At 69.8% G+C, this 17,040-nt stretch carries 16 protein-coding genes, 2 tRNA genes and 1 pseudogene; 6 read left to right on the forward strand and 13 right to left on the reverse strand.

Translation table 11 applies throughout. From position 1 onward, the window contains the following. Positions 1–173 (reverse strand): annotated as a pseudogene (locus ACFOW4_RS11095) (GntR family transcriptional regulator); the annotation flags it as partial. Between the two features lie 32 nt (positions 174–205). Between ACFOW4_RS11095 and ACFOW4_RS11100 the strand changes: the two are divergent. From ACFOW4_RS11100 to ACFOW4_RS11115, 4 genes are all read left to right on the forward strand, one after another. Beyond that, on the forward strand, positions 206–730 hold the full coding sequence (locus ACFOW4_RS11100; RefSeq protein ID WP_377527076.1) for a replication initiator: 525 nt from the start codon (positions 206–208) through the stop codon (positions 728–730). Then, on the forward strand, positions 727–912 hold the full coding sequence (locus tag ACFOW4_RS11105; RefSeq protein ID WP_346125208.1) for a helix-turn-helix domain-containing protein: 186 nt from the start codon (positions 727–729) through the stop codon (positions 910–912). Before ACFOW4_RS11100 ends, ACFOW4_RS11105 begins: the two co-directional genes overlap by 4 nt. 133 nt (positions 913–1,045) lie before the next feature. Then, a complete protein-coding gene (locus tag ACFOW4_RS11110) occupies positions 1,046–1,420 on the forward strand; it encodes a hypothetical protein (protein ID WP_377526827.1) in 375 nt (124 codons plus the stop codon). Between the two features lie 70 nt (positions 1,421–1,490). Then, entirely contained in the window at positions 1,491–2,138 is a 648-nt protein-coding gene (locus tag ACFOW4_RS11115; protein ID WP_377526829.1) for a tyrosine-type recombinase/integrase, read from the forward strand. A 62-nt stretch (positions 2,139–2,200) separates the two neighbouring features. Here the strand turns inward: ACFOW4_RS11115 and ACFOW4_RS11120 are convergent. The 6 genes from ACFOW4_RS11120 to gyrB form a co-directional block, all read right to left on the reverse strand. Beyond that, a tRNA-Ala gene (locus tag ACFOW4_RS11120) sits at positions 2,201–2,276 on the reverse strand. Positions 2,277–2,316: 40 nt separating this feature from the next. Continuing rightward, positions 2,317–2,445, reverse strand: a complete 129-nt coding sequence (locus ACFOW4_RS11125; RefSeq protein ID WP_208869723.1) for a DLW-39 family protein — start codon at positions 2,443–2,445, stop codon at positions 2,317–2,319. 43 nt (positions 2,446–2,488) lie between these two features. Next, a tRNA-Ile gene (locus tag ACFOW4_RS11130) sits at positions 2,489–2,562 on the reverse strand. A gap of 151 nt (positions 2,563–2,713) precedes the next feature. Next, positions 2,714–3,607: a DUF3566 domain-containing protein gene (locus ACFOW4_RS11135; protein ID WP_377526832.1), complete on the reverse strand. Its 894-nt coding sequence runs from the start codon at positions 3,605–3,607 to the stop codon at positions 2,714–2,716. A 4-nt stretch (positions 3,608–3,611) separates the two neighbouring features. Beyond that, positions 3,612–6,134 carry a DNA gyrase subunit A gene (gyrA, locus tag ACFOW4_RS11140; protein WP_377526834.1) on the reverse strand — a complete coding sequence of 841 codons (2,523 nt, stop codon included), beginning with the start codon at positions 6,132–6,134 and terminating at the stop codon, positions 3,612–3,614. Positions 6,135–6,264: 130 nt separating this feature from the next. Further along, the gene (gyrB, locus tag ACFOW4_RS11145; RefSeq protein WP_377526837.1) at positions 6,265–8,211 is read right to left on the reverse strand and encodes a DNA topoisomerase (ATP-hydrolyzing) subunit B; all 1,947 of its coding nucleotides are present in this window, start codon (positions 8,209–8,211) and stop codon (positions 6,265–6,267) included. 523 nt (positions 8,212–8,734) lie between these two features. Between gyrB and ACFOW4_RS11150 the strand changes: the two genes are divergently transcribed. Further along, the gene (locus tag ACFOW4_RS11150; RefSeq protein WP_377526839.1) at positions 8,735–9,289 is read left to right on the forward strand and encodes a hypothetical protein; all 555 of its coding nucleotides are present in this window, start codon (positions 8,735–8,737) and stop codon (positions 9,287–9,289) included. On the opposite strand, the gene ACFOW4_RS11155 is transcribed toward ACFOW4_RS11150, so the two are convergent. Beyond that, on the reverse strand, positions 9,274–9,801 hold the full coding sequence (locus ACFOW4_RS11155; RefSeq protein ID WP_377526842.1) for a MarR family winged helix-turn-helix transcriptional regulator: 528 nt from the start codon (positions 9,799–9,801) through the stop codon (positions 9,274–9,276). The genes ACFOW4_RS11150 and ACFOW4_RS11155 overlap by 16 nt on opposite strands. Before the next feature lie 90 nt (positions 9,802–9,891). Here ACFOW4_RS11155 and ACFOW4_RS11160 point away from each other — a divergent pair, with 90 nt between their 5' ends. Next, on the forward strand, positions 9,892–10,119 hold the full coding sequence (locus ACFOW4_RS11160; RefSeq protein ID WP_377526844.1) for a hypothetical protein: 228 nt from the start codon (positions 9,892–9,894) through the stop codon (positions 10,117–10,119). Between the two features lie 3 nt (positions 10,120–10,122). On the opposite strand, the gene ACFOW4_RS11165 is transcribed toward ACFOW4_RS11160, so the two are convergent. The 5 genes from ACFOW4_RS11165 to dnaA all read right to left on the reverse strand — a co-directional run bounded on the left by ACFOW4_RS11165 (position 10,123) and on the right by dnaA (position 16,534). Beyond that, positions 10,123–10,740 carry a DUF721 domain-containing protein gene (locus ACFOW4_RS11165; RefSeq protein WP_377526847.1) on the reverse strand — a complete coding sequence of 206 codons (618 nt, stop codon included), beginning with the start codon at positions 10,738–10,740 and terminating at the stop codon, positions 10,123–10,125. Then, entirely contained in the window at positions 10,730–11,863 is a 1,134-nt protein-coding gene (gene recF, locus ACFOW4_RS11170) for a DNA replication/repair protein RecF (protein WP_377526848.1), read from the reverse strand. The genes ACFOW4_RS11165 and recF overlap by 11 nt, the downstream gene beginning before the upstream one ends. Before the next feature lie 16 nt (positions 11,864–11,879). Further along, a complete protein-coding gene (gene gnd, locus ACFOW4_RS11175; protein WP_377526851.1) occupies positions 11,880–12,752 on the reverse strand; it encodes a phosphogluconate dehydrogenase (NAD(+)-dependent, decarboxylating) in 873 nt (290 codons plus the stop codon). A 37-nt stretch (positions 12,753–12,789) separates the two neighbouring features. Beyond that, positions 12,790–13,923, reverse strand: a complete 1,134-nt coding sequence (gene dnaN / locus ACFOW4_RS11180) for a DNA polymerase III subunit beta (RefSeq protein ID WP_377526853.1) — start codon at positions 13,921–13,923, stop codon at positions 12,790–12,792. Positions 13,924–14,695: 772 nt separating this feature from the next. Next, positions 14,696–16,534 (reverse strand): chromosomal replication initiator protein DnaA, encoded by a 1,839-nt coding sequence (dnaA, locus tag ACFOW4_RS11185; RefSeq protein WP_377526856.1) that lies wholly within the window; start codon positions 16,532–16,534, stop codon positions 14,696–14,698. Positions 16,535–17,040 lie beyond the last annotated feature (506 nt).

The raw sequence follows: 17,040 nt of genomic DNA on the forward strand, positions 1-17,040 counted from the left end.
CGGGTGATCCGCTCGGCGCGCTCGCGCACGCCGGGATCGTCGGCCTGCGTCTCAGCCAGGCATGGCAGGGCCATGGGCTCTCCCGTGTCCGGGAGCAGGATGCGAACGGTAACGGACTCGGGCGTGAGTAGCCCGGCACGGATCTTGTCGAGCGGCTCGGTCAGTACAGGACGCCGACCGGTGCGTCGGCTACATCACCAAGTACCTGACCAAGCAGGCCGCCGACTGCCACGAGGTCGCCACCGGCCGGCAGCGAGCGCACCTCGAACGGCTCTGGCAGGAACTACGGCACACGCCGTGCTCGGAGCGGTGCGCCAACTGGCTGCTCTACGGCATCCAGCCGAAGAAGGCCCGGCCTGGGTTGAAGCCGGGCAGCTGCAAGAACAAGGTTCACAAGCGGGAAACCCTCGGCATCGGCGGCCGACGCGTCCTCATCTCCCGCCAGTGGTCCGGCAAGACCCTCGCCGACCATCGGGCCGACCGCCGCGAATGGGTTAAGGCGCTGCTCGGTGTTACCACCGACGCCGACACCGCCCCGGCCGGCTCCGACGCCTTCCGGCACGCCTGGGAACTCGCCAAGCCGACTGATCCCGACGTGCCGCCCCTCGGCCACCGAGTCCTGCGGGCGATATCCGAACGGATCCAATGGCGCACCCAGCTCGACGCCGCCAGACGCGCCGCCGACCCGCCCGACGTTTCGGCAACTGCGACCCCTTTGGAGGATCGATGACCGCGCCGACGATCGAGCCGCTGTGGACTGTTCAGGACGTGTCGGCGTTCCTTGGTGTCCCGGTCGGCACGCTCTATCAGTGGCGTCACCGCCGCACTGGGCCGCGTGCTTCGCGTGTCGGGCGTCACCTGCGCTACGACCCGGCTGCGGTCCGGGCGTGGGTCACGGAACGGGAGGGCTGACGTGGCGGTCCACGATCTGTGGTACCTGAGCACTCCTGGTCCGGACGGTGAGAGGGTTAAGTCTGGGAAGCATGGCCGGGGCAAGCGGTGGCGGGTCCGGTACGTCGATGCCGCTGGTGAGACGCGGGACAAGGTGTTCCAGCGCAAGAAGGATGCCGAGGACTTCGACCTTGCTGCCCGTACCGGCCTTGCCCCTGAGGTGAAGCTGGACCAGGGCGAGCGGAACGTCACCTTCGCCGTGTACGTGGAACGTTGGCGTCTGGCCCGGAATATCGGATGGGCGTTGGAGACTCGGCGGCGCATTGAGTCGAACGTGCGGCGGCACTTGGTCCCGGAGTTCGGCAACAGGCTCGTCCGCTCGATTACTCAGACCGATGTGTTGCTGTGGCTGGCCCAGCGTCTAGGCGCGGGTGTGCCTCAGTCCAGTCTGCGTCTGTACTTCGAGCTATTCGACGCGATCATGGGTGCGGCGGGTCACGGACAAGGTGATCCCGAACAATCCGTGTGATGGGATCAAGCTGTCGCAGGTGTTCCGCGGGCTCAGCCGCGCGCCGAAATGGGTGCCGGATGAAAGTGATGTGCTCCGCCTGTTCGATGCCGTGCCCGACCGCTATCACGGGCTGCTGTGGCTCGGGGCGGGCGCGGGTCTGCGGATCAGTGAGGCGCTCGGTTTCGAGGATGGGCCGCGCTGCTTGGACGCGGAACACGGCGAGCTGCACATCGTCCAGCAGTTGCGGTACGCGCCGCAGGAGTACCAGGGCGGCTTCTACCTGAGCACCCCCAAGGGTGGCTCGGTCGGCACCGTGGACCTGGACCCGATGGTCGCTTCCGCGCTGCGCCGCCACGTGCAGGAGTACCCACCGACCGAGGTCGACGTAGTCGACGTGACCTCGGGTAATCCGGTGCGCCGTCGCGTCCCGCTGCTTTTCACCACCACCCACAAGAACCCGTTCACTGACCGCACCTGGTCGACCGAGTGGGTCAAGTGGCGGGACAAGGCTGGCTGGCCCAAGGAGCACGGCGGCTTCCACGCCCTGCGGCACTTCTTCGCCACGACGCTGATCACCAACCACGTGGACCCGAAGGAAGTTCAGCGGGCTCTTCGGCACAGCACGCTGCAAATCACCCTGGAGACCTACGTCCACTTCTGGCCACGCCGAGAGCGTCGGCGCGGTGTCGTGGGTGACGTGCTGCGGGCCGCCCTCGGCCGCCGGGACCATCGGTAACGTGGTCCCGATGTGGTCCCGACGATCTTGCGGCGTGTCCCGCCGCAGGTCAGAGGCAGTATTGGTGGAGCCCAGGGGACTTGAACCCCTAACCCCTGCCTTGCAAAGGCAGTGCTCTGCCAGTTGAGCTAGGGCCCCGTGGGTGACCGGCGCGGAATGCCCGCCGCCCGGTCGGACGTCAGCGCAGGTCGGGCGCGGTGGTCGCCTCGTGCCACAGGGCGCGCTCGTCGTTGGAGGCCTTGACCTTGTTGAACACGACGGCGGCCACGCCGACGACGCCGGCCAGAATCAGCAGCTTCTTGAACATTGGGGCGACCCCTCGCGCTCGACTACCGTCGGACGACATGCGGTGGGGCTAGCTGGAATCGAACCAGCGACCTCAGAGTTATCAGCTCTGCGCTCTAACCGACTGAGCTATAGCCCCGCATTGCGACGAGCAAGGTTAACCCATCCGCTCTCCCGGCCCCAAATCGGGGTCCGGCCGGCGAGCCGGGCCGTCGTCGCCCCCACAACCTACCCGAGTACGAAACGCCGGGGCGACCGCTCAACCACGGTGCCCCGGCGTCCCGGGTCGTTCAGTCCCGCTCGGCGAGGGTCAGCTCGATGCCGCCCACTAGGTCCGCGCAGACGTTGTAGACGAACGCTCCCAGCGTGGCCAGCGCGGTGAACAGCACCACGTTGACCAAGCCGATCAGCGCCGAGCTGAGGATCACGCCCTTGGCCGTGATCTGGAAGCCGCTGCTGCTCTGCCCCGCGCCAGCGTTGACCAGGTCGGTCAAGCTGTCGTTGACGCTCTGGAAGACGCCCATCGCGTCCAACGCCAGGTAGAGCACCGAGGTGGCGACCACCACGACGATGAAGAGCACCACCGAGACGGCGAATGCGAACTTCATCACCGACCACGGGTCGATCCGCTTCAGGTTCAGCCGTGCCCGACGCGGCCCGCGCGACGCGGCCGAGCTGACCGAGGATCGCGCGGCGCGTACGGCGTCCCCGACCCGCGCGGCCCCGACGGCGGCCGTACCGCCGATGCCCGGCGGCAGGCCCCCACCGTTGGCCGGACGACCGGCGTTCTGGCGTCCACCGTCCGGCTGCGGCGCACCGGGCACGATCCGCGGCTGGGTGCCGGTCGTACCGGTCGCCGGCGCCTGGTTCGCCCGGACGTTGATCGGCTGTGTGGTGGTGGGACGCGCGGCGGGCGGCGGCGCAGGGGACGCGCCAGCGGCCGCCGGCGCCTCGATGCCGGACGTCTCGGTCTTGTCTTCCGACTCACCGTCCTCGCCGGGTTTGTCCGGCGGGGGTGTCATGCCGGGAGCCCGGGTGAATTTCGGGGCAGGCGCGTCGGCGGGGACGGTTGCCCGGCCCACGGCCGCGCGGCCGGTCGCTGGTGTGCCGCCCTTGGCGGCCTCCTCGTCGACCGGGTTGGCCGAGGTCCCCGTGTTCCCCGACTTCGCCTGTGTCTCCGTCATTCAACTAGTCCTGTTCGTCAGGCTCGTCGGCATTGCGAGCAATCGCCACGATAGTCACGCCGTCCGGGAGGTCCATCAGCTTGACCCCCATTGTGTTCCGGTCACGCGTACGGCGTACAGGCTTCACCGGAGTCCGGATGACACCACCGTTGCTGGTGATCGCGAACAACTCGTCGTCCGGGTCGATCACCACCGCGCCGACCAGACCACCGCGTCGCTCGGTGATCTTCGCAGTCAGCACGCCCTTACCTCCCCGGCCCTGGACCGGGTATTCCTCGATCGGGGTACGTTTCGCGTATCCCCCGTTCGTGGCGACCAGAACGTCCAGACCTTCCCGAACGACCTCCATGGCCAGCAGGACGTCGTCGTCGGTGAAGCGCATGCCGATCACGCCGGAGGTGGCCCGACCCATCGGCCGCAGCGCCTCGTCCGAGGCGTTGAACCGGATCGCCTGCGCCTTCTTGGAGACCAGCAGCAGGTCGTCCTCCGGCCCCACCAGCGCAGCACCGACCAGCTCGTCCTCATCGCGCAGGTTGATCGCGATGATTCCGCCGGAACGGTTGGAGTCGAACTCCTCGAGCCGCGTCTTCTTCACCAGGCCGTTCTTCGTGGCCAGTACCAGATAGGGAGCCACCTGGTAGTTCGGGATTTCAATGATCTGCGCGATCTGCTCGTCCGGTAGGAAGGCGAGCAGATTGGCCACGTGCTGGCCCTTGGCTACCCTACTGGCCTCCGGCAACTCGTATGCCTTGGCCCGGTACACACGGCCCTTGTTCGTGAAGAACAGGATCCAGTCGTGAGTGGAGCATACGAAGAAGTGGCTGACGATGTCGTCCTGCCGCAGCGTGGCGCCGCTGACGCCCTTGCCGCCGCGCCGCTGGGAGCGGTACAGATCGACCTTGGTCCGCTTGGCGTACCCGGTGCGGGTGATCGTGACGACCACGTCCTCGCGGGCGATGAGGTCCTCCATGGAGACCTCGCCGTCGAACGGGATGATCTGCGTCCGCCGGTCGTCGCCCCACTTGGCGACGATCTCGCCGAGCTCCTCGGAGACGATCCGCCGCTGCCGCTCCGGCTTGGCGAGGATGTCCTTGAGGTCGGCGATCTCGATCTCGAGCTTGGTGAGGTCGTCGACGATCCGCTGCCGCTCCAAGGCGGCCAGGCGGCGCAGCTGCATGTCCAGGATCGCGGTGGCCTGGATCTCGTCGATCTCCAGCAGCCGGATCAGGCCCTGGCGGGCGTCGTCGACGGTGGGCGAGCGCCGGATCAGGGCGATCACCTCGTCCAGCGCGTCGAGCGCCTTGGCCAGACCGCGCAGGATGTGCGCCCGCTCCTCGGCCTTGCGCAGCCGGAACGCGGTCCGCCGCCGGATCACGTCGATCTGGTGCTCGACGTAGTAGCGGATGAACTGGGCCAGGTTGAGCGTGCGCGGCACCCCGTCGACCAGCGCCAGCATGTTGGCGCCGAAGGTCTCCTGGAGCTGGGTGTGCTTGTAGAGGTTGTTCAGCACCACCTTGGCGACCGCGTCGCGCTTGAGCACGAGCACGATCCGCATGCCGGTACGGCCGGAGGACTCGTCGCGGATGTCGGCGATGCCGGCGAGCTTGCCCTCCTTGATCAGCTCGGCGATCCGCTCGGCCAGGTTGTCCGGGTTGACCTGGTAGGGCAGCTCGCTGACGACCAGGCACGGACGGCCGCGCTTGTCCTCCTCGACCTCGACCACGGCCCGCATGCGGATCGAACCGCGCCCGGTCCGGTAGGCGTCCTGGATCGCCGTGGTGCCGACGATCAGACCGTGGGTCGGGAAGTCGGGCCCCTTGACGATGCCGAGCAGGGCTTCGAGGGTGGTCTCCTCGTTCTCCTCCGGGTGCTCCAGGCACCACTGCACCGCCGCGCCGATCTCGCGCAGGTTGTGCGGCGGGATCTTGGTGGCCATGCCGACCGCGATGCCCTCGGAGCCGTTCACCAGCAGGTTCGGGATCCGCGACGGCAGGATGGTGGGCTCCTTGGCCCGGCCGTCGTAGTTGTCCTGCAGGTCGACGGTGTCCTCGTCGATGTCCCGCAGCATCTCCATCGCCAGCGGGTCGAGCTTGCACTCGGTGTATCGCATGGCGGCGGCCGGGTCGTTGCCCGGAGAGCCGAAGTTGCCGTTGCCGTCGACCAGCGGGTAGCGCAGCGACCACGGCTGCGCCATCCGGACCAGCGCGTCGTAGATCGCCGAGTCTCCGTGCGGGTGGAACTGACCCATCACGTCGCCGACAACTCGGGAGCACTTCACGTAACCGCGGTCCGGCCGGTAGCCGGAGTCGAACATGGCGTAGAGGATCTTGCGGTGGACCGGCTTGAGCCCGTCCCGGACATCCGGCAGCGCCCGCCCCACGATGACGCTCATCGCGTAGTCGAGGTAGGAGCGCTGCATCTCCACCTCGAGCCCGACCGGCTCGATCCGGTCGTGCGCCACCACGGCGGCGATGGCCTCGGCGGGGACCTCAGGCTCATTCGGTGTGGACTCGGGGGAATCGGTCACTGTATACCCTTATCAGACTCAGAGTCGTTTTCGTGCTGTGGATAACGGCTGTGGATACCGGCCAAGCTGTGGATAACTCTGTGGATCGGCGGGCCGACCGGTGGTTGACCGGCCGACCCGCCGCGATCCGTCAGATATCCAGGAACCGGACGTCCTTGGCGTTGCGCTGGATGAACGACCGGCGCGCCTCGACGTCCTCACCCATCAGCACGCTGAACAACTCGTCGGCCGTGGCCGCGTCGTCGAGCGTGACCTGACGCAGCGTACGCGTCGCCGGGTTCATCGTGGTTTCCCACAGCTCGGGATAGTTCATCTCGCCGAGGCCCTTGAAGCGCTGGATGTCGTCCGGCTTGGCGTTCGGCTTCTTCTGCTGGCGCAGTGCGATCAGCCCGTCCCGCTCGCGGTCGGAGTACGCGTACTGCGCGTCGTCGCCCTTCTTGTTCCACTTGATCTTGTAGAGCGGCGGGGCGGCCAGGTAGACGTGGCCCAGCTCCACCAGCGGACGCATGAAGCGGAACAGCAGGGTGAGCAGCAACGTCTGGATGTGCTGGCCGTCGACGTCGGCGTCGGCCATCAGCACCACCTTGTGGTACCGCAGCTTCTCCATGTCGAAGTCGTCGTGGATGCCGGTGCCCAGCGCGGTGATCAGCGCCTGGACCTCGTTGTTCTTCAGGACCCGGTCGATCCGGGCCTTCTCCACGTTGAGGATCTTGCCGCGGATCGGCAGGATCGCCTGGGTCCGCGGGTCGCGGCCCTGCTTCGCGGAGCCACCGGCCGAGTCACCCTCGACGATGAACACCTCGGACTCGCGCGGGTCGGTCGACTGGCAGTCGGCCAGCTTGCCCGGCATCGAGCCGGACTCCAGCAGCGACTTGCGGCGGGCCAGCTTGCGCGCCTGCTGCGCGGCGATGCGGGCCCGGGCCGCCTGGGAGGCCTTCTGAATGATCATCTTGGCCTCGGCCGGGTTGCGGTCGAACCAGTCGACCAGCCACTCGTTGCAGACCCGCTGCACGAAGCTCTTGACCGGGGTGTTGCCCAGCTTGGTCTTGGTCTGACCCTCGAACTGCGGGTTGGCCAGCTTGACCGAGATGATCGCCGCGAGCCCTTCCCGGATGTCCTCGCCGGAGAGCTTCTCGTCGCCCTTGAGCAGCTTCTTGTCGGTGCCGTACCGGTTGACCACGCTGGTCAGCGCGGACCGGAAGCCCTCCTCGTGGGTGCCGCCCTCGTGCGTGTTGATCGTGTTGGCGAAGGTGTAGACCGACTCGCCGTACGACTCGTTCCACTGCATGGCGATCTCGACCGACATGCCCTCCTCCTCGGCCCCGAACTCGACCACCGTTTTGTGGATCGGGTTCTTGGAGGCGTTGAGGTGCCGGACGAAGTCGGCGATGCCGCCCTCGTAGAGGAAGGTCACCTCGCGCTGCCGGCCGTCCTCCTCCTCGGCCACCCGCTCGTCGAGCAGGTGGATGCGCAGGGCACGGTTGAGGAAGGCCATCTCCTGCAGACGCCGGTAAATGGTCTGGAAGTCGAAGTCGACGGTCTCGAAGACGTCGGGGTCGGGCCAGAAGGAAACCGCCGAGCCGGTGCGGTCGGTGGTCTCGCCCTTGTCCAGTGGGCCGGGCTTGGAGTTGTGGTACTGCTGCCGCCACACGAAGCCGGACTTGTGGATCTCGACGGCCATCCGGGTGGAGAGCGCGTTGACCACGGAAACGCCGACGCCGTGCAGACCGCCGGAGACCGCGTACGCCTTGCCGTCGAACTTGCCGCCGGCGTGCAGCACGGTCAGCGCCACCTCGACGCCCGGCTTCTTCAGCTTGGGGTGCAGGTCGACCGGGAAGCCACGGCCGTTGTCGGTGACCCGGACTCCGCCGTCGGCGAGCAGCACCACGTCGATGGTGTCGCAGTAACCGGCCAGCGCCTCGTCGACGGCGTTGTCGACGACCTCCCAAACGAGGTGGTGCAGACCGCGCTCGCCGGTCGACCCGATGTACATACCGGGCCGCTTGCGGACCGCCTCCAGCCCCTCGAGAACGGTGATCGACTCTGCGCCGTACTCCTGCTTTTCCTGCGCTGCCACCCTCGGCCACTTTCTCGCGCCGTGCGCGCCGGGTGGGCGCGCTCGGGCGCGGGTTCGGCGGACAGGACGCGACGTCGGCGCGCGGACCGGCACCGGAGACCTCCGGGCGACGGGTCGAACGCGCCGGTCGCCGCGGTTGCCCGCGGATCGCGATCGGCTCGACCCGACGTGGAGAATGATGTGGGCCCACCGGGCCCCGTCTCTCGCTCCGCACCGGGTCTTCGTCTCGCTGTCAATACTACTGTGCGCGGGGGACAGAACCACCACTCGGCACCCTCGCGGGGCGGCTGAGAACTCCATAGCCGGCAGAACCCCGCTGCCCGCGACTCCCCCCACACGCCAGGCTGTGTTCGGACGCGGCACCGCCCGACGGGTCGACCCGCGCTCGGGCGGGTCGGGGGTCGCCGTCGGGCCGGGAGTGCCGTACGTTTGCGGCGCCCCGGCGGCGGGCTTGATCTTTGTCGGCCGGAACCGGACGATCGACCCGATCTAACCGACACGTGCTCTTAAGAGGTGACGCGAGATGGGGCTGGACAACGTCGCGGTGCACTGGCCGCGGACCGGCCGCTTCTACGATCCGGTCGCGCCGGCCGAGTTCGTCGACTTCGGCGAGATCGTCGACCTGCCGCGGATCTCCGCGCCGACCGCAGCGCTGGCCGAGTTGATCGCGAAGACCGGCACGGTCCGGGCCACCGCGTACACCGAGCTGGTCGACCTGCTGCTCGGCCTGGAGGGTGTGCTCTACGCCACAGACGCTGCGGCGGAGGACGAGGACCCGGTGATCGACCCGGACGGCTGCGCCTGGATCGCCGGCGGCATCGAGCGGTTCGTGGCCGGACACCGCTCGTACGGCGAGGCGGTGACCTTCGAGTCGGTGGGCACGGTGCTGCGGTCGCTGATGGCCGACGGCCGGCTCGCCGAGCAGCAGTTGCGCTGGCTGGACAGCCGACTGGACGCACTGCGCGACGAAAGCGGCGATCCGCCGCAGTGGAACTTCACCTGCCCCGAGCTGGGCGTGCTGGCCGCCTTCTACCGGCGCTGCGCCGACCGCGGCTTCGCCGTCTACGCCGACGCCTGACCGGGCACGTCGTCGAGGCCGGGCGGCCGGTCGGTGGCCGATCCGGCCAGGTGGGCCGGGCCCGCGTCGGGCCGGTTGGCTGCCGCGATCACCCGGGTCAGCACGGTGTGCAGGTGCTGCAGGTCCTCCACCGGCAGCCCGAGCCGCCGCACGATCGCGGCCGGGATCTGCTCGGCGCGGGCGCGCAGGGCCGTCCCGCTCGCCGTGAGGGTGACCGCGAGGCTCCGCTCGTCGGCGGCGTCGCGCTCGCGGAGCAGGTAGCCGGCGGCCTCCAACCGCTTGAGCAGCGGCGAAAGCGTGCCGGGGTCGAGCTGCAACAGGCGGCTGAGATCGCGGCCGGACAACGGCGCGTGCTGCCAGAGCGCCAGCATGACCAGGTACTGCGGATGAGTCAGCCCCATCGGCTCCAACAGCGGACGGTAGACGGCGACGACACTGCGCGCCGCCACGGAGAGCGCGAAGCACACCTGCTGCTCCAGCGCGAGGGGATCCCCGCCGAGCTGTTCGGACAATGTCGACCTCCCTGTGCGTGTTGCGAGCGTACCAATGATTGGTGTACCAATTCTTTGCACACCAACCGCCAGTGCGGGAGAGGCGAGGCGATGAGTGACGAGAAGCCGACCACCAAAAGCCCCGGTGAGGGCGGCCGACTCATGGCCTGGGCGTTCCGCAACCTGGCAGGCCCTCCCGAGGTGCAGGGCGCGGTGCAGGGCGGCTCGACCCACGCCCGGGAGGGGTGGAAGCAGGACCTGGAGCGGCGCAAGCAGTGGAGCCTTGAGCAGCGCGAACGGAAGCGCGCCGAGCGGGAGGCGCGCCGCGCCGGCCGTTGACCGTCAGCCGTAGGTGTCCCGCGGGCCCCGGCCACGCACCCGGCGCGGCCCCTTCGACCACGACGGCGCGGCCGGACCGTGGATGTGCAGCTTGCGCACCACGTTGTGACCGACCTCGCGGCCGATCTGCTGCAGCAGCGACCCGGCGAGCAGCCGCAGCTGGGTGGCCCAGGCGGTCGAGCGGGCCTCCACGGTCAGCTCGCCGTCCTCCAGCTTGACCGGACGGCTGTGCTGGGCCACCTCCGCGCCCACCACCCGCTCCCAGGCGCCGAAGACCGTCGCCTCGGCCGCCGGCTGCTGCCAACCACGGGCCTTCATCAGCCGGTTCAGCACCGCACCGAGCGGCTGCGGATCGCGCGGGTCAGGCCCCGGGCCGGAGTAGCCACGCAGCCGCCGCTGCGAACCGCCGGCGCCGTCGCCACTTCCGCCGCCCGCCGAGGTACGCCGGGTGCGCGCCGCCGCCTGCCGGCGGGCCAGGGCGGCGTCGAGCACCGCCCGGGCCAGCTCGGGCCCCGCGACGGCCTCCTGCCCGGCGCCCTCGCCACCCGTGCTGGCACCGGCTGCGGGCTTGCTCGCACCGTCTCCGGCCGGCCGTTTCGGCCGCTGCGGTTCATCCGACACGACGCACCGTCCCCTCGCCCACCTGGTAGCGCGAACCGCGCAGGGCGGCTGGCACGTCGTCGTCCACCGCGCACGTGACCAGCAGTTGGCTCGCCCCGCCAACCAGCTCGGCCAACCGCTCCCGGCGCCCGGTGTCCAGCTCCGCGAAGACGTCGTCGAGCACCAGCACCGGCTCGATGCCGTCGGCGCGCAGCAGGTCGTACCCGGCCAGCCGCAGCGCGAGCGCGAACGACCAGGACTCGCCGTGGCTGGCGTATCCCTTGGCGGGCAGCGGGCCCAGGGTCAGCGCCAGCTCGTCGCGGTGCGGGCCGACCAGGGTGGTGCCGCGTTCGATCTCCGCGGTGCGGGACGCGGCCAGGGCGGCGGTCAACGCCGCGGCCAGCTCGGCCCGATCGGTGGTCGGCTCGGCCAGCTCGATCGAGGGCCGGTAGGCGATGCCCGCCGCACCGCGCCCGGCGGCCACCGCGTCGTACGCCTTGGCGACGTGCGGGGTCAGCGCGGCGACCAGCTCCAGCCGGCCCGCGAGCAGCTCCGCGCCGTGCTGAGCCAGGTGGGTGTCCCAGACGGCCAGGGTGCCCAGGTCGCCGCCGCGGGAGCCACCGGTCTTGCGGGCCAGGTACGCCGTCCGCAGCAGCGCGTTGCGCTGCTTGACCACCCGCTCGTAGTCGGCCCGCACACCGGCGTACCGGGGCTGCCGGTTGACCAGCAGGTCGTCGAGGTAGCGGCGGCGTTCCGCCGGGTCACCCCGAACCAGCTCCAGGTCCTCCGGTGCGAAGAGCACCAGCCGCAGCGCGCCGAGGACGTCCCGGGCCCGCCGCGCCGGCGAGCGGCCCAGCCGGGCCCGGTTGGCCTTACCGGGCACGATCTCCAGCCCCACGAGGAGCTCCCGGCCCTCGTGCACCACCGCGCAGCGGATCACCGCCGAGGTGGCGCCCATCCGGACCAGCGGCGCGTCCGTGGCGACCCGGTGCGAGTCCAGGGTCGCCACGTAACCCAGCGCCTCGACGAGGTTCGTCTTGCCGACGCCGTTGGCGCCGATCAGGACGTTCGCCCCCGGCTGGAGGTCGACGCCGACCCGCTCGTACGAACGGAAGTCGACCAGTTCCAGCCGCTGGACGTACACAGGCTGTGGATACCGCTCAGCGCTTGTGGACGGCGTGACCGCCGAACTGCTGGCGCAGCGCGGCGACGGCCTTCATGGCGGGCGAGTCGTCCTGCCGCGACGCGAAGCGGGCGAACAGCGAGGCGGTGATGACGTTCAGCGGTACGGCCAGCCGGACCGCCTCATCGACCGTCCACCGGCCCTCGCCGGTGTCCTCGGTGTAGCCGCTCAGCTCGGCCAGCTCCGGGTCCTCGTCGAGGGCCAGGTCCAGCAGATCCAGCAGCCAGGAGCGGACCACGGTGCCCTCGCGCCAGGACTTGAACACGCCCGGCACGTTGGTGACCAGCTCGGAGGCGGCCAGCAGCTCGTAGCCCTCGGCGTAGGCGTGCATCAGGCCGTACTCGATGCCGTTGTGCACCATCTTGGCGTAGTGCCCGGCGCCGACCGGGCCGGCGTGCACGAAGCCGAACTCGCCCTCCGGCTTGAGCGCGTTGAAGATCGGCATCAGGCGCTCGACGTGCTCCTCGGCGCCGCCGACCATCAGCGCGTAGCCGTTCTGCCGGCCCCAGACGCCGCCGGAGACGCCGACGTCGAGGTAGCCGATGCCGCGCTCGGCCAGTCGCTCGGCGCGCGGAGCGTCGTCGCTGAACCGCGAGTTGCCGCCATCGATGATGATGTCGCCCTCGCCGAGCACGCCGGCGAGCTCGTCGATCGTCGCGTCGGTGACGCCGGCCGGGACCATCACCCAGACCGCACGCGGCGACTCGAGCTTCTCCGCCAGATCCCCGAGGGTCGCGACGTCGCTCAGCTGCGCGTTGTGGTCGAAGCCGACCACCTCGTGGCCGGCGGCGCGCAACCGCTCGCGCATGTTGCCGCCCATCCGGCCGAGTCCTACCAGGCCGAGCTGCATCTGTTCCTACCTCCGTGCTGGGGTTTCTGAGGCGCGATCAGCGGGACACGCGGATCGGCATGATGAGGTACCGGTACCCCGGGATGACCTCGCCATCCTCGCCGGCGGGCGAAATCACCGCGGGCTTGAAGGCGTCGACGAACGAGAGCATGGCGGTCTGGGTGCCCAGGTTGGCCAGGCCGTCGATGAGGTACTGCGGGTTGAAGCCGATGGTCAGCGCGTCACCGGTGAAGGCGGCCTCCATCGCCTCGCTGGCCCGCGCCTCCTCGGAGCCGCCGGCCTCGACCACCAGCCCGTCGGCGCTGAAGCTCAGCAGCACCGGGGTGGTCCGTTCGGCGACCAGGGCGACGCGCTTGACCACCTCGATCAGGGTGCTGACCGACACCCGTGCCTCGGCGTTGTGGGTGGCCGGGAAGAGCGAGCGCACCGGTGGGTAGTTGGCGCCGTCGAGCAGCCGGCTGGTGGTGCGGCGGGTGCCGCCGGCGAGACCGACCATCCCCTCGCCCGCCGCGCCCTGGGCGAGGGCCAGGGTGACCTCGCCGCCGATCGGACCGAGGGCCTTGGCGGTGTCGTTGAGGGTGCGGGCCGGGACGAGGGCGTTGATGCTCACGTCGGGGTCGTCCGGGCGCCACTGGATCTCGCGCAGCGCCAACCGGTAGCGGTCGGTGGCGAGCATCGACAGGGTGCTGCCGGAGAGCTCGATCCGTACCCCGGTCATCATCGGCAGCGTCTCGTCGCGGCCCGCGGCGATGGCGACCTGGGCGACCGCGGTGGCGAACGCGGCGGCGTCGACCGTGCCGGCGCTCTGCGGCATCTCGGGCAGCGCGGGGTAGTCCTCCACCGGCATGGTGGGCAGGGTGAACCGCGCGCTGCCGCAGACCAGCTCGAGGTGGGCGCCGACCGCGGCGATGTCGACCGGCTTGGCCGGCAGCGCCTTGGTGATCTCGGCGAGCAGCCGGCCGGAGACCAGCGCGGCGCCGTCGGCGTCGCCCTGCACCTCGACGGTGACCTGGCTGGAGACCTCGTAGTCGAACCCGGAGACCCGCAGGTTGCCGTCGGTGACGCGGAGCATCACGCCGGCCAGCACCGGTACGGATGGCCGGTTGGGCAGGCTCTTCGCGGTCCAGGCCACGGCCTCAGCGAGCGCGTCGCGCTCTACTCGGAACTTCATCAATGCCTCCGCGTCGACGTCAGCGACAACTCTCTCATGCCGACCGCTGCCTACCGTCCCGCCCGACCGTGCGGGTACCCATCGCACCTTAGGGCGCGTAGGCATCGGCTGTGCGCCCGACCCCATGGATCGTGTCGGTGCTGACGGCTGATCCGGCAGCGTCCGGCCCGATCCACAGAAAGCCCAACGCTGATGATTGGTTTTTGTTTTCTTAGAAGAGATAACTCATAGTCTTCATCGCACCTGTGCAAACTGTGGAGAACTCGGGTTCGCGCAGGTCAGACAGGTTATCCACCGGTGGGTTGGCTGTGGAGAACCGGGGGCCTAACTTGGCCGGCGATCCACAGCCCGGACGTGGCGGCTGGTTGTCCACCGTTGTCCACCGGTTGTCCACCGGTAATCCACCGACTTTCTCCCCATCCCTGTGGACGACCGAGAAGATCATCATTGGGCTTGTCCCCAGAACCTTCAACAGGCGGTGCACAGGCCCGCCCTCACCGGTGGACAACGTACGGGTTGTCCCCAGCCGTCCACAGCGTTGTCCCCAGGGTTTCTCCACAGCCTGTGGGTAACCGGCGGCGGACGGACCGTAGTTATCCACCGACGGTGGACAACGAGATGTGGACAACGATCCACGCTGGGGACGGACACGGCGTCGATCCTGTGGCCTGCACCATGTCGAGGGTCAAGCCGGAGGCTCACCGGGAACGAAGAACGCCCGACCGGTCGTCCGGTCGGGCGTGCTCGGAAGGGGGCGTGGGCCGCGTACCCCTCAGGTGTTCTGCTTGATGCGGTTGGTCAGCTCGGCGATCTGGTTGTAGAGCGAGCGCCGCTCCGCCATCTGCTGGCGGATCTTGCGGTCGGCGTGCATGACCGTGGTGTGGTCGCGACCGCCGAACGCCTGCCCGATCCGGGGCAGCGACAGGTCGGTCAGCTCCCGGCAGAGGTACATGGCCACCTGGCGGGCGTTGACCAGCACCCGGGACCGGGAGTGCCCCCGCAGGTCCTCGAGGCTCACCCCGAAGTAGTCGGCGGTGGAGACCATGATCTGGTCCGCGGTGATTTCCGGCCCGCCGCCGTCCGGCATGAAGTCCCGCAGGACCTCCTCCGCCAGCGACAGCTCGACCGTCGAGCGGGTCAGGCTCGCGAACGCCGTGACCCGGATCAGCGCCCCCTCGAGTTCCCGGATCGAGTTCGACACCCGGGAGGCGATGAACTCCAGCACGTCCGGCGGGGCGTACATCCGCTCCTGCGCCGCCTTCTTCTGCAGGATCGCGATGCGGGTTTCCAGGTCCGGCGGCTGGATGTCGGCCAGCAGCCCCCACTCGAACCGCGTCCGCATCCGGTCCTCCAGCGTGGCGAGCTGGCGCGGGGACCGGTCGGAGGTGATCACGATCTGCTTGTTGGCGTTGTGCAGGGTGTTGAAGGTGTGGAAGAACTCCTCCTGGGTGCGCTCGCGGTTCTCCAGGAACTGGATGTCGTCGATCAGCAGGATGTCGACGTCGCGGTAGCGCCGCTGGAACGCCTGGGTCTTGTCGTCCCGGAGCGAGTTGATGAAGTCGTTGGTGAACTCCTCGGTCGAGACGTACCGCACCGACCGGGCGTTGCCGAGCGTCGTGGCGTAGTGCCCGATCGCGTGCAGCAGGTGGGTCTTTCCCAGCCCCGAGCTGCCGTAGATGAACAGCGGGTTGTACGCCTTCGCCGGCGACTCGGCCACCGCGACGCTCGCGGCGTGCGCGAACCGGTTCGACGAGCCGATGACGAACGTCTCGAACATGTACTTCGGGTTGAGCCGGTTCCCGCCGCCGTCCGCACCGGGCAGTCGACGGTCGTCGCGGCCCCCCGGGCGGTGATCCGCGCCGCCGCGGCCCGGCCCGCTGTCCGTACCGCCGTCGCGCGGCAGCGCCCGGATCACGTGCTGGTCGCGGGGCGACGCGGCGTCCTCGCGGTAGCGCGGCTCGTAGGGGCGGGTGTCCGGGCCCGGCGGGTCCAGCCGAGCGGCCTGCTCGTCGAAGCCGCGCCGGTCCGGCCCGGGTCGGGGCGCCCGCAGCGGTTCCACGAACGCGGCGCTGAACAGCGCCTCCTGCCCGTCCCTGCTGCTCGGGATCAGACCCGGCCGGTGGTCCTCGACGCTCGGTGCCGGCGGCGGGCCGGCCGGTGCCGGGGGTGGGCCGGGTTCCGGCGCTCGCTGCGGATGCGGCTGCTCGGGAATGACCGCCTCGCGGGGTTGCTGCCGGCCGAAGCCGTCGGGGTCGTCGTCGAGCAGCCCAGCCGGCCCACCCGCGACGTCGACCGGCCCCGGCTCCGGGGCGCTGCGGTAGACCGTTCCCGCGGGGCGGCCGGCGGGGTCGTCGGCCACCCGCACGGTGACCGCCACCTGGATCGGCCGGCCGAGTCGGCGGGTGAGCGCCTCGGTGATCGCCGGACGCAGGCGCGACTCGATCACGTCCCGGGTGAACGCGTCCGGGACGGAGAGCAGCGCGGTGTCCTCGACGATCGCCCGCAGCCGGGTCAGCCGCAGGTAGGCACGCTGCTGGGCGGAGATGATCTCGTCGGCGAGCTCGTCGGTCGTCGCCGTCCACACCGCGGCAAGGTCGGTCGTACCGGCCACCGTCGTGCCACCCCCTCGCCTCTGCTCCCGGCCGCGGCTGTCTGCCGGCTGGCCTTTCCGGGCCCGCCGCGTACGCGGGTGGAACATCACCCGGACGGCCGACCAGTGGTCGTCCACAAGTTATCCACAGCCTGTGTACCGACCGATTGTGGCCGCCCGCCGGATGCGGGTCGGACCTGCCCCTGCCTGAACGGGCGCTGAAGCGGGTTCACCGTGCCGAACGACTCACTACCTTGTCCGGTCTTGCCTCGCGCGGCGACCGGACCCTCCGACGCTCACCGCAATCGGGCACGGTAACAGCGTTGTCCCTGCGCCATCAACCGGCGACGCGGGCAACTCCTTCTCGGCATCAGTGAAAACCGCCCCTTCGGTCCGGGCGCGTCCTCCTGTCCGCCTCGGTGGAGGTGTTTGACGGTCATTGCACCCCTGCGTAGGCTGGAGCGGCTGCTCTCTCGCCCTCTGCTAGGGTGATGAGTGCTTGCTGCCTGCGGTCGCATCCCCGCCTA

The sequence above is a fragment of the Micromonospora sp. GCM10011542 genome (assembly GCF_042650685.1).
Taxonomy (GTDB): domain Bacteria; phylum Actinomycetota; class Actinomycetes; order Mycobacteriales; family Micromonosporaceae; genus Micromonospora.

Coding starts and splice junctions, on each gene's coding strand:
- ACFOW4_RS11105 (WP_346125208.1), top strand. CDS start 727: ATGACCGCGCCGACGATCGAGCCGCTGTGGACTGTTCAGGACGTGTCG.
- gnd (WP_377526851.1), bottom strand. CDS start 12,752: ATGCAGCTCGGCCTGGTAGGACTCGGCCGGATGGGCGGCAACATGCGC.
- ACFOW4_RS11150 (WP_377526839.1), top strand. CDS start 8,735: ATGGGGCTGGACAACGTCGCGGTGCACTGGCCGCGGACCGGCCGCTTC.
- dnaN (WP_377526853.1), bottom strand. CDS start 13,923: ATGAAGTTCCGAGTAGAGCGCGACGCGCTCGCTGAGGCCGTGGCCTGG.
- ACFOW4_RS11160 (WP_377526844.1), top strand. CDS start 9,892: ATGAGTGACGAGAAGCCGACCACCAAAAGCCCCGGTGAGGGCGGCCGA.
- ACFOW4_RS11125 (WP_208869723.1), bottom strand. CDS start 2,445: ATGTTCAAGAAGCTGCTGATTCTGGCCGGCGTCGTCGGCGTGGCCGCC.
- ACFOW4_RS11135 (WP_377526832.1), bottom strand. CDS start 3,607: ATGACGGAGACACAGGCGAAGTCGGGGAACACGGGGACCTCGGCCAAC.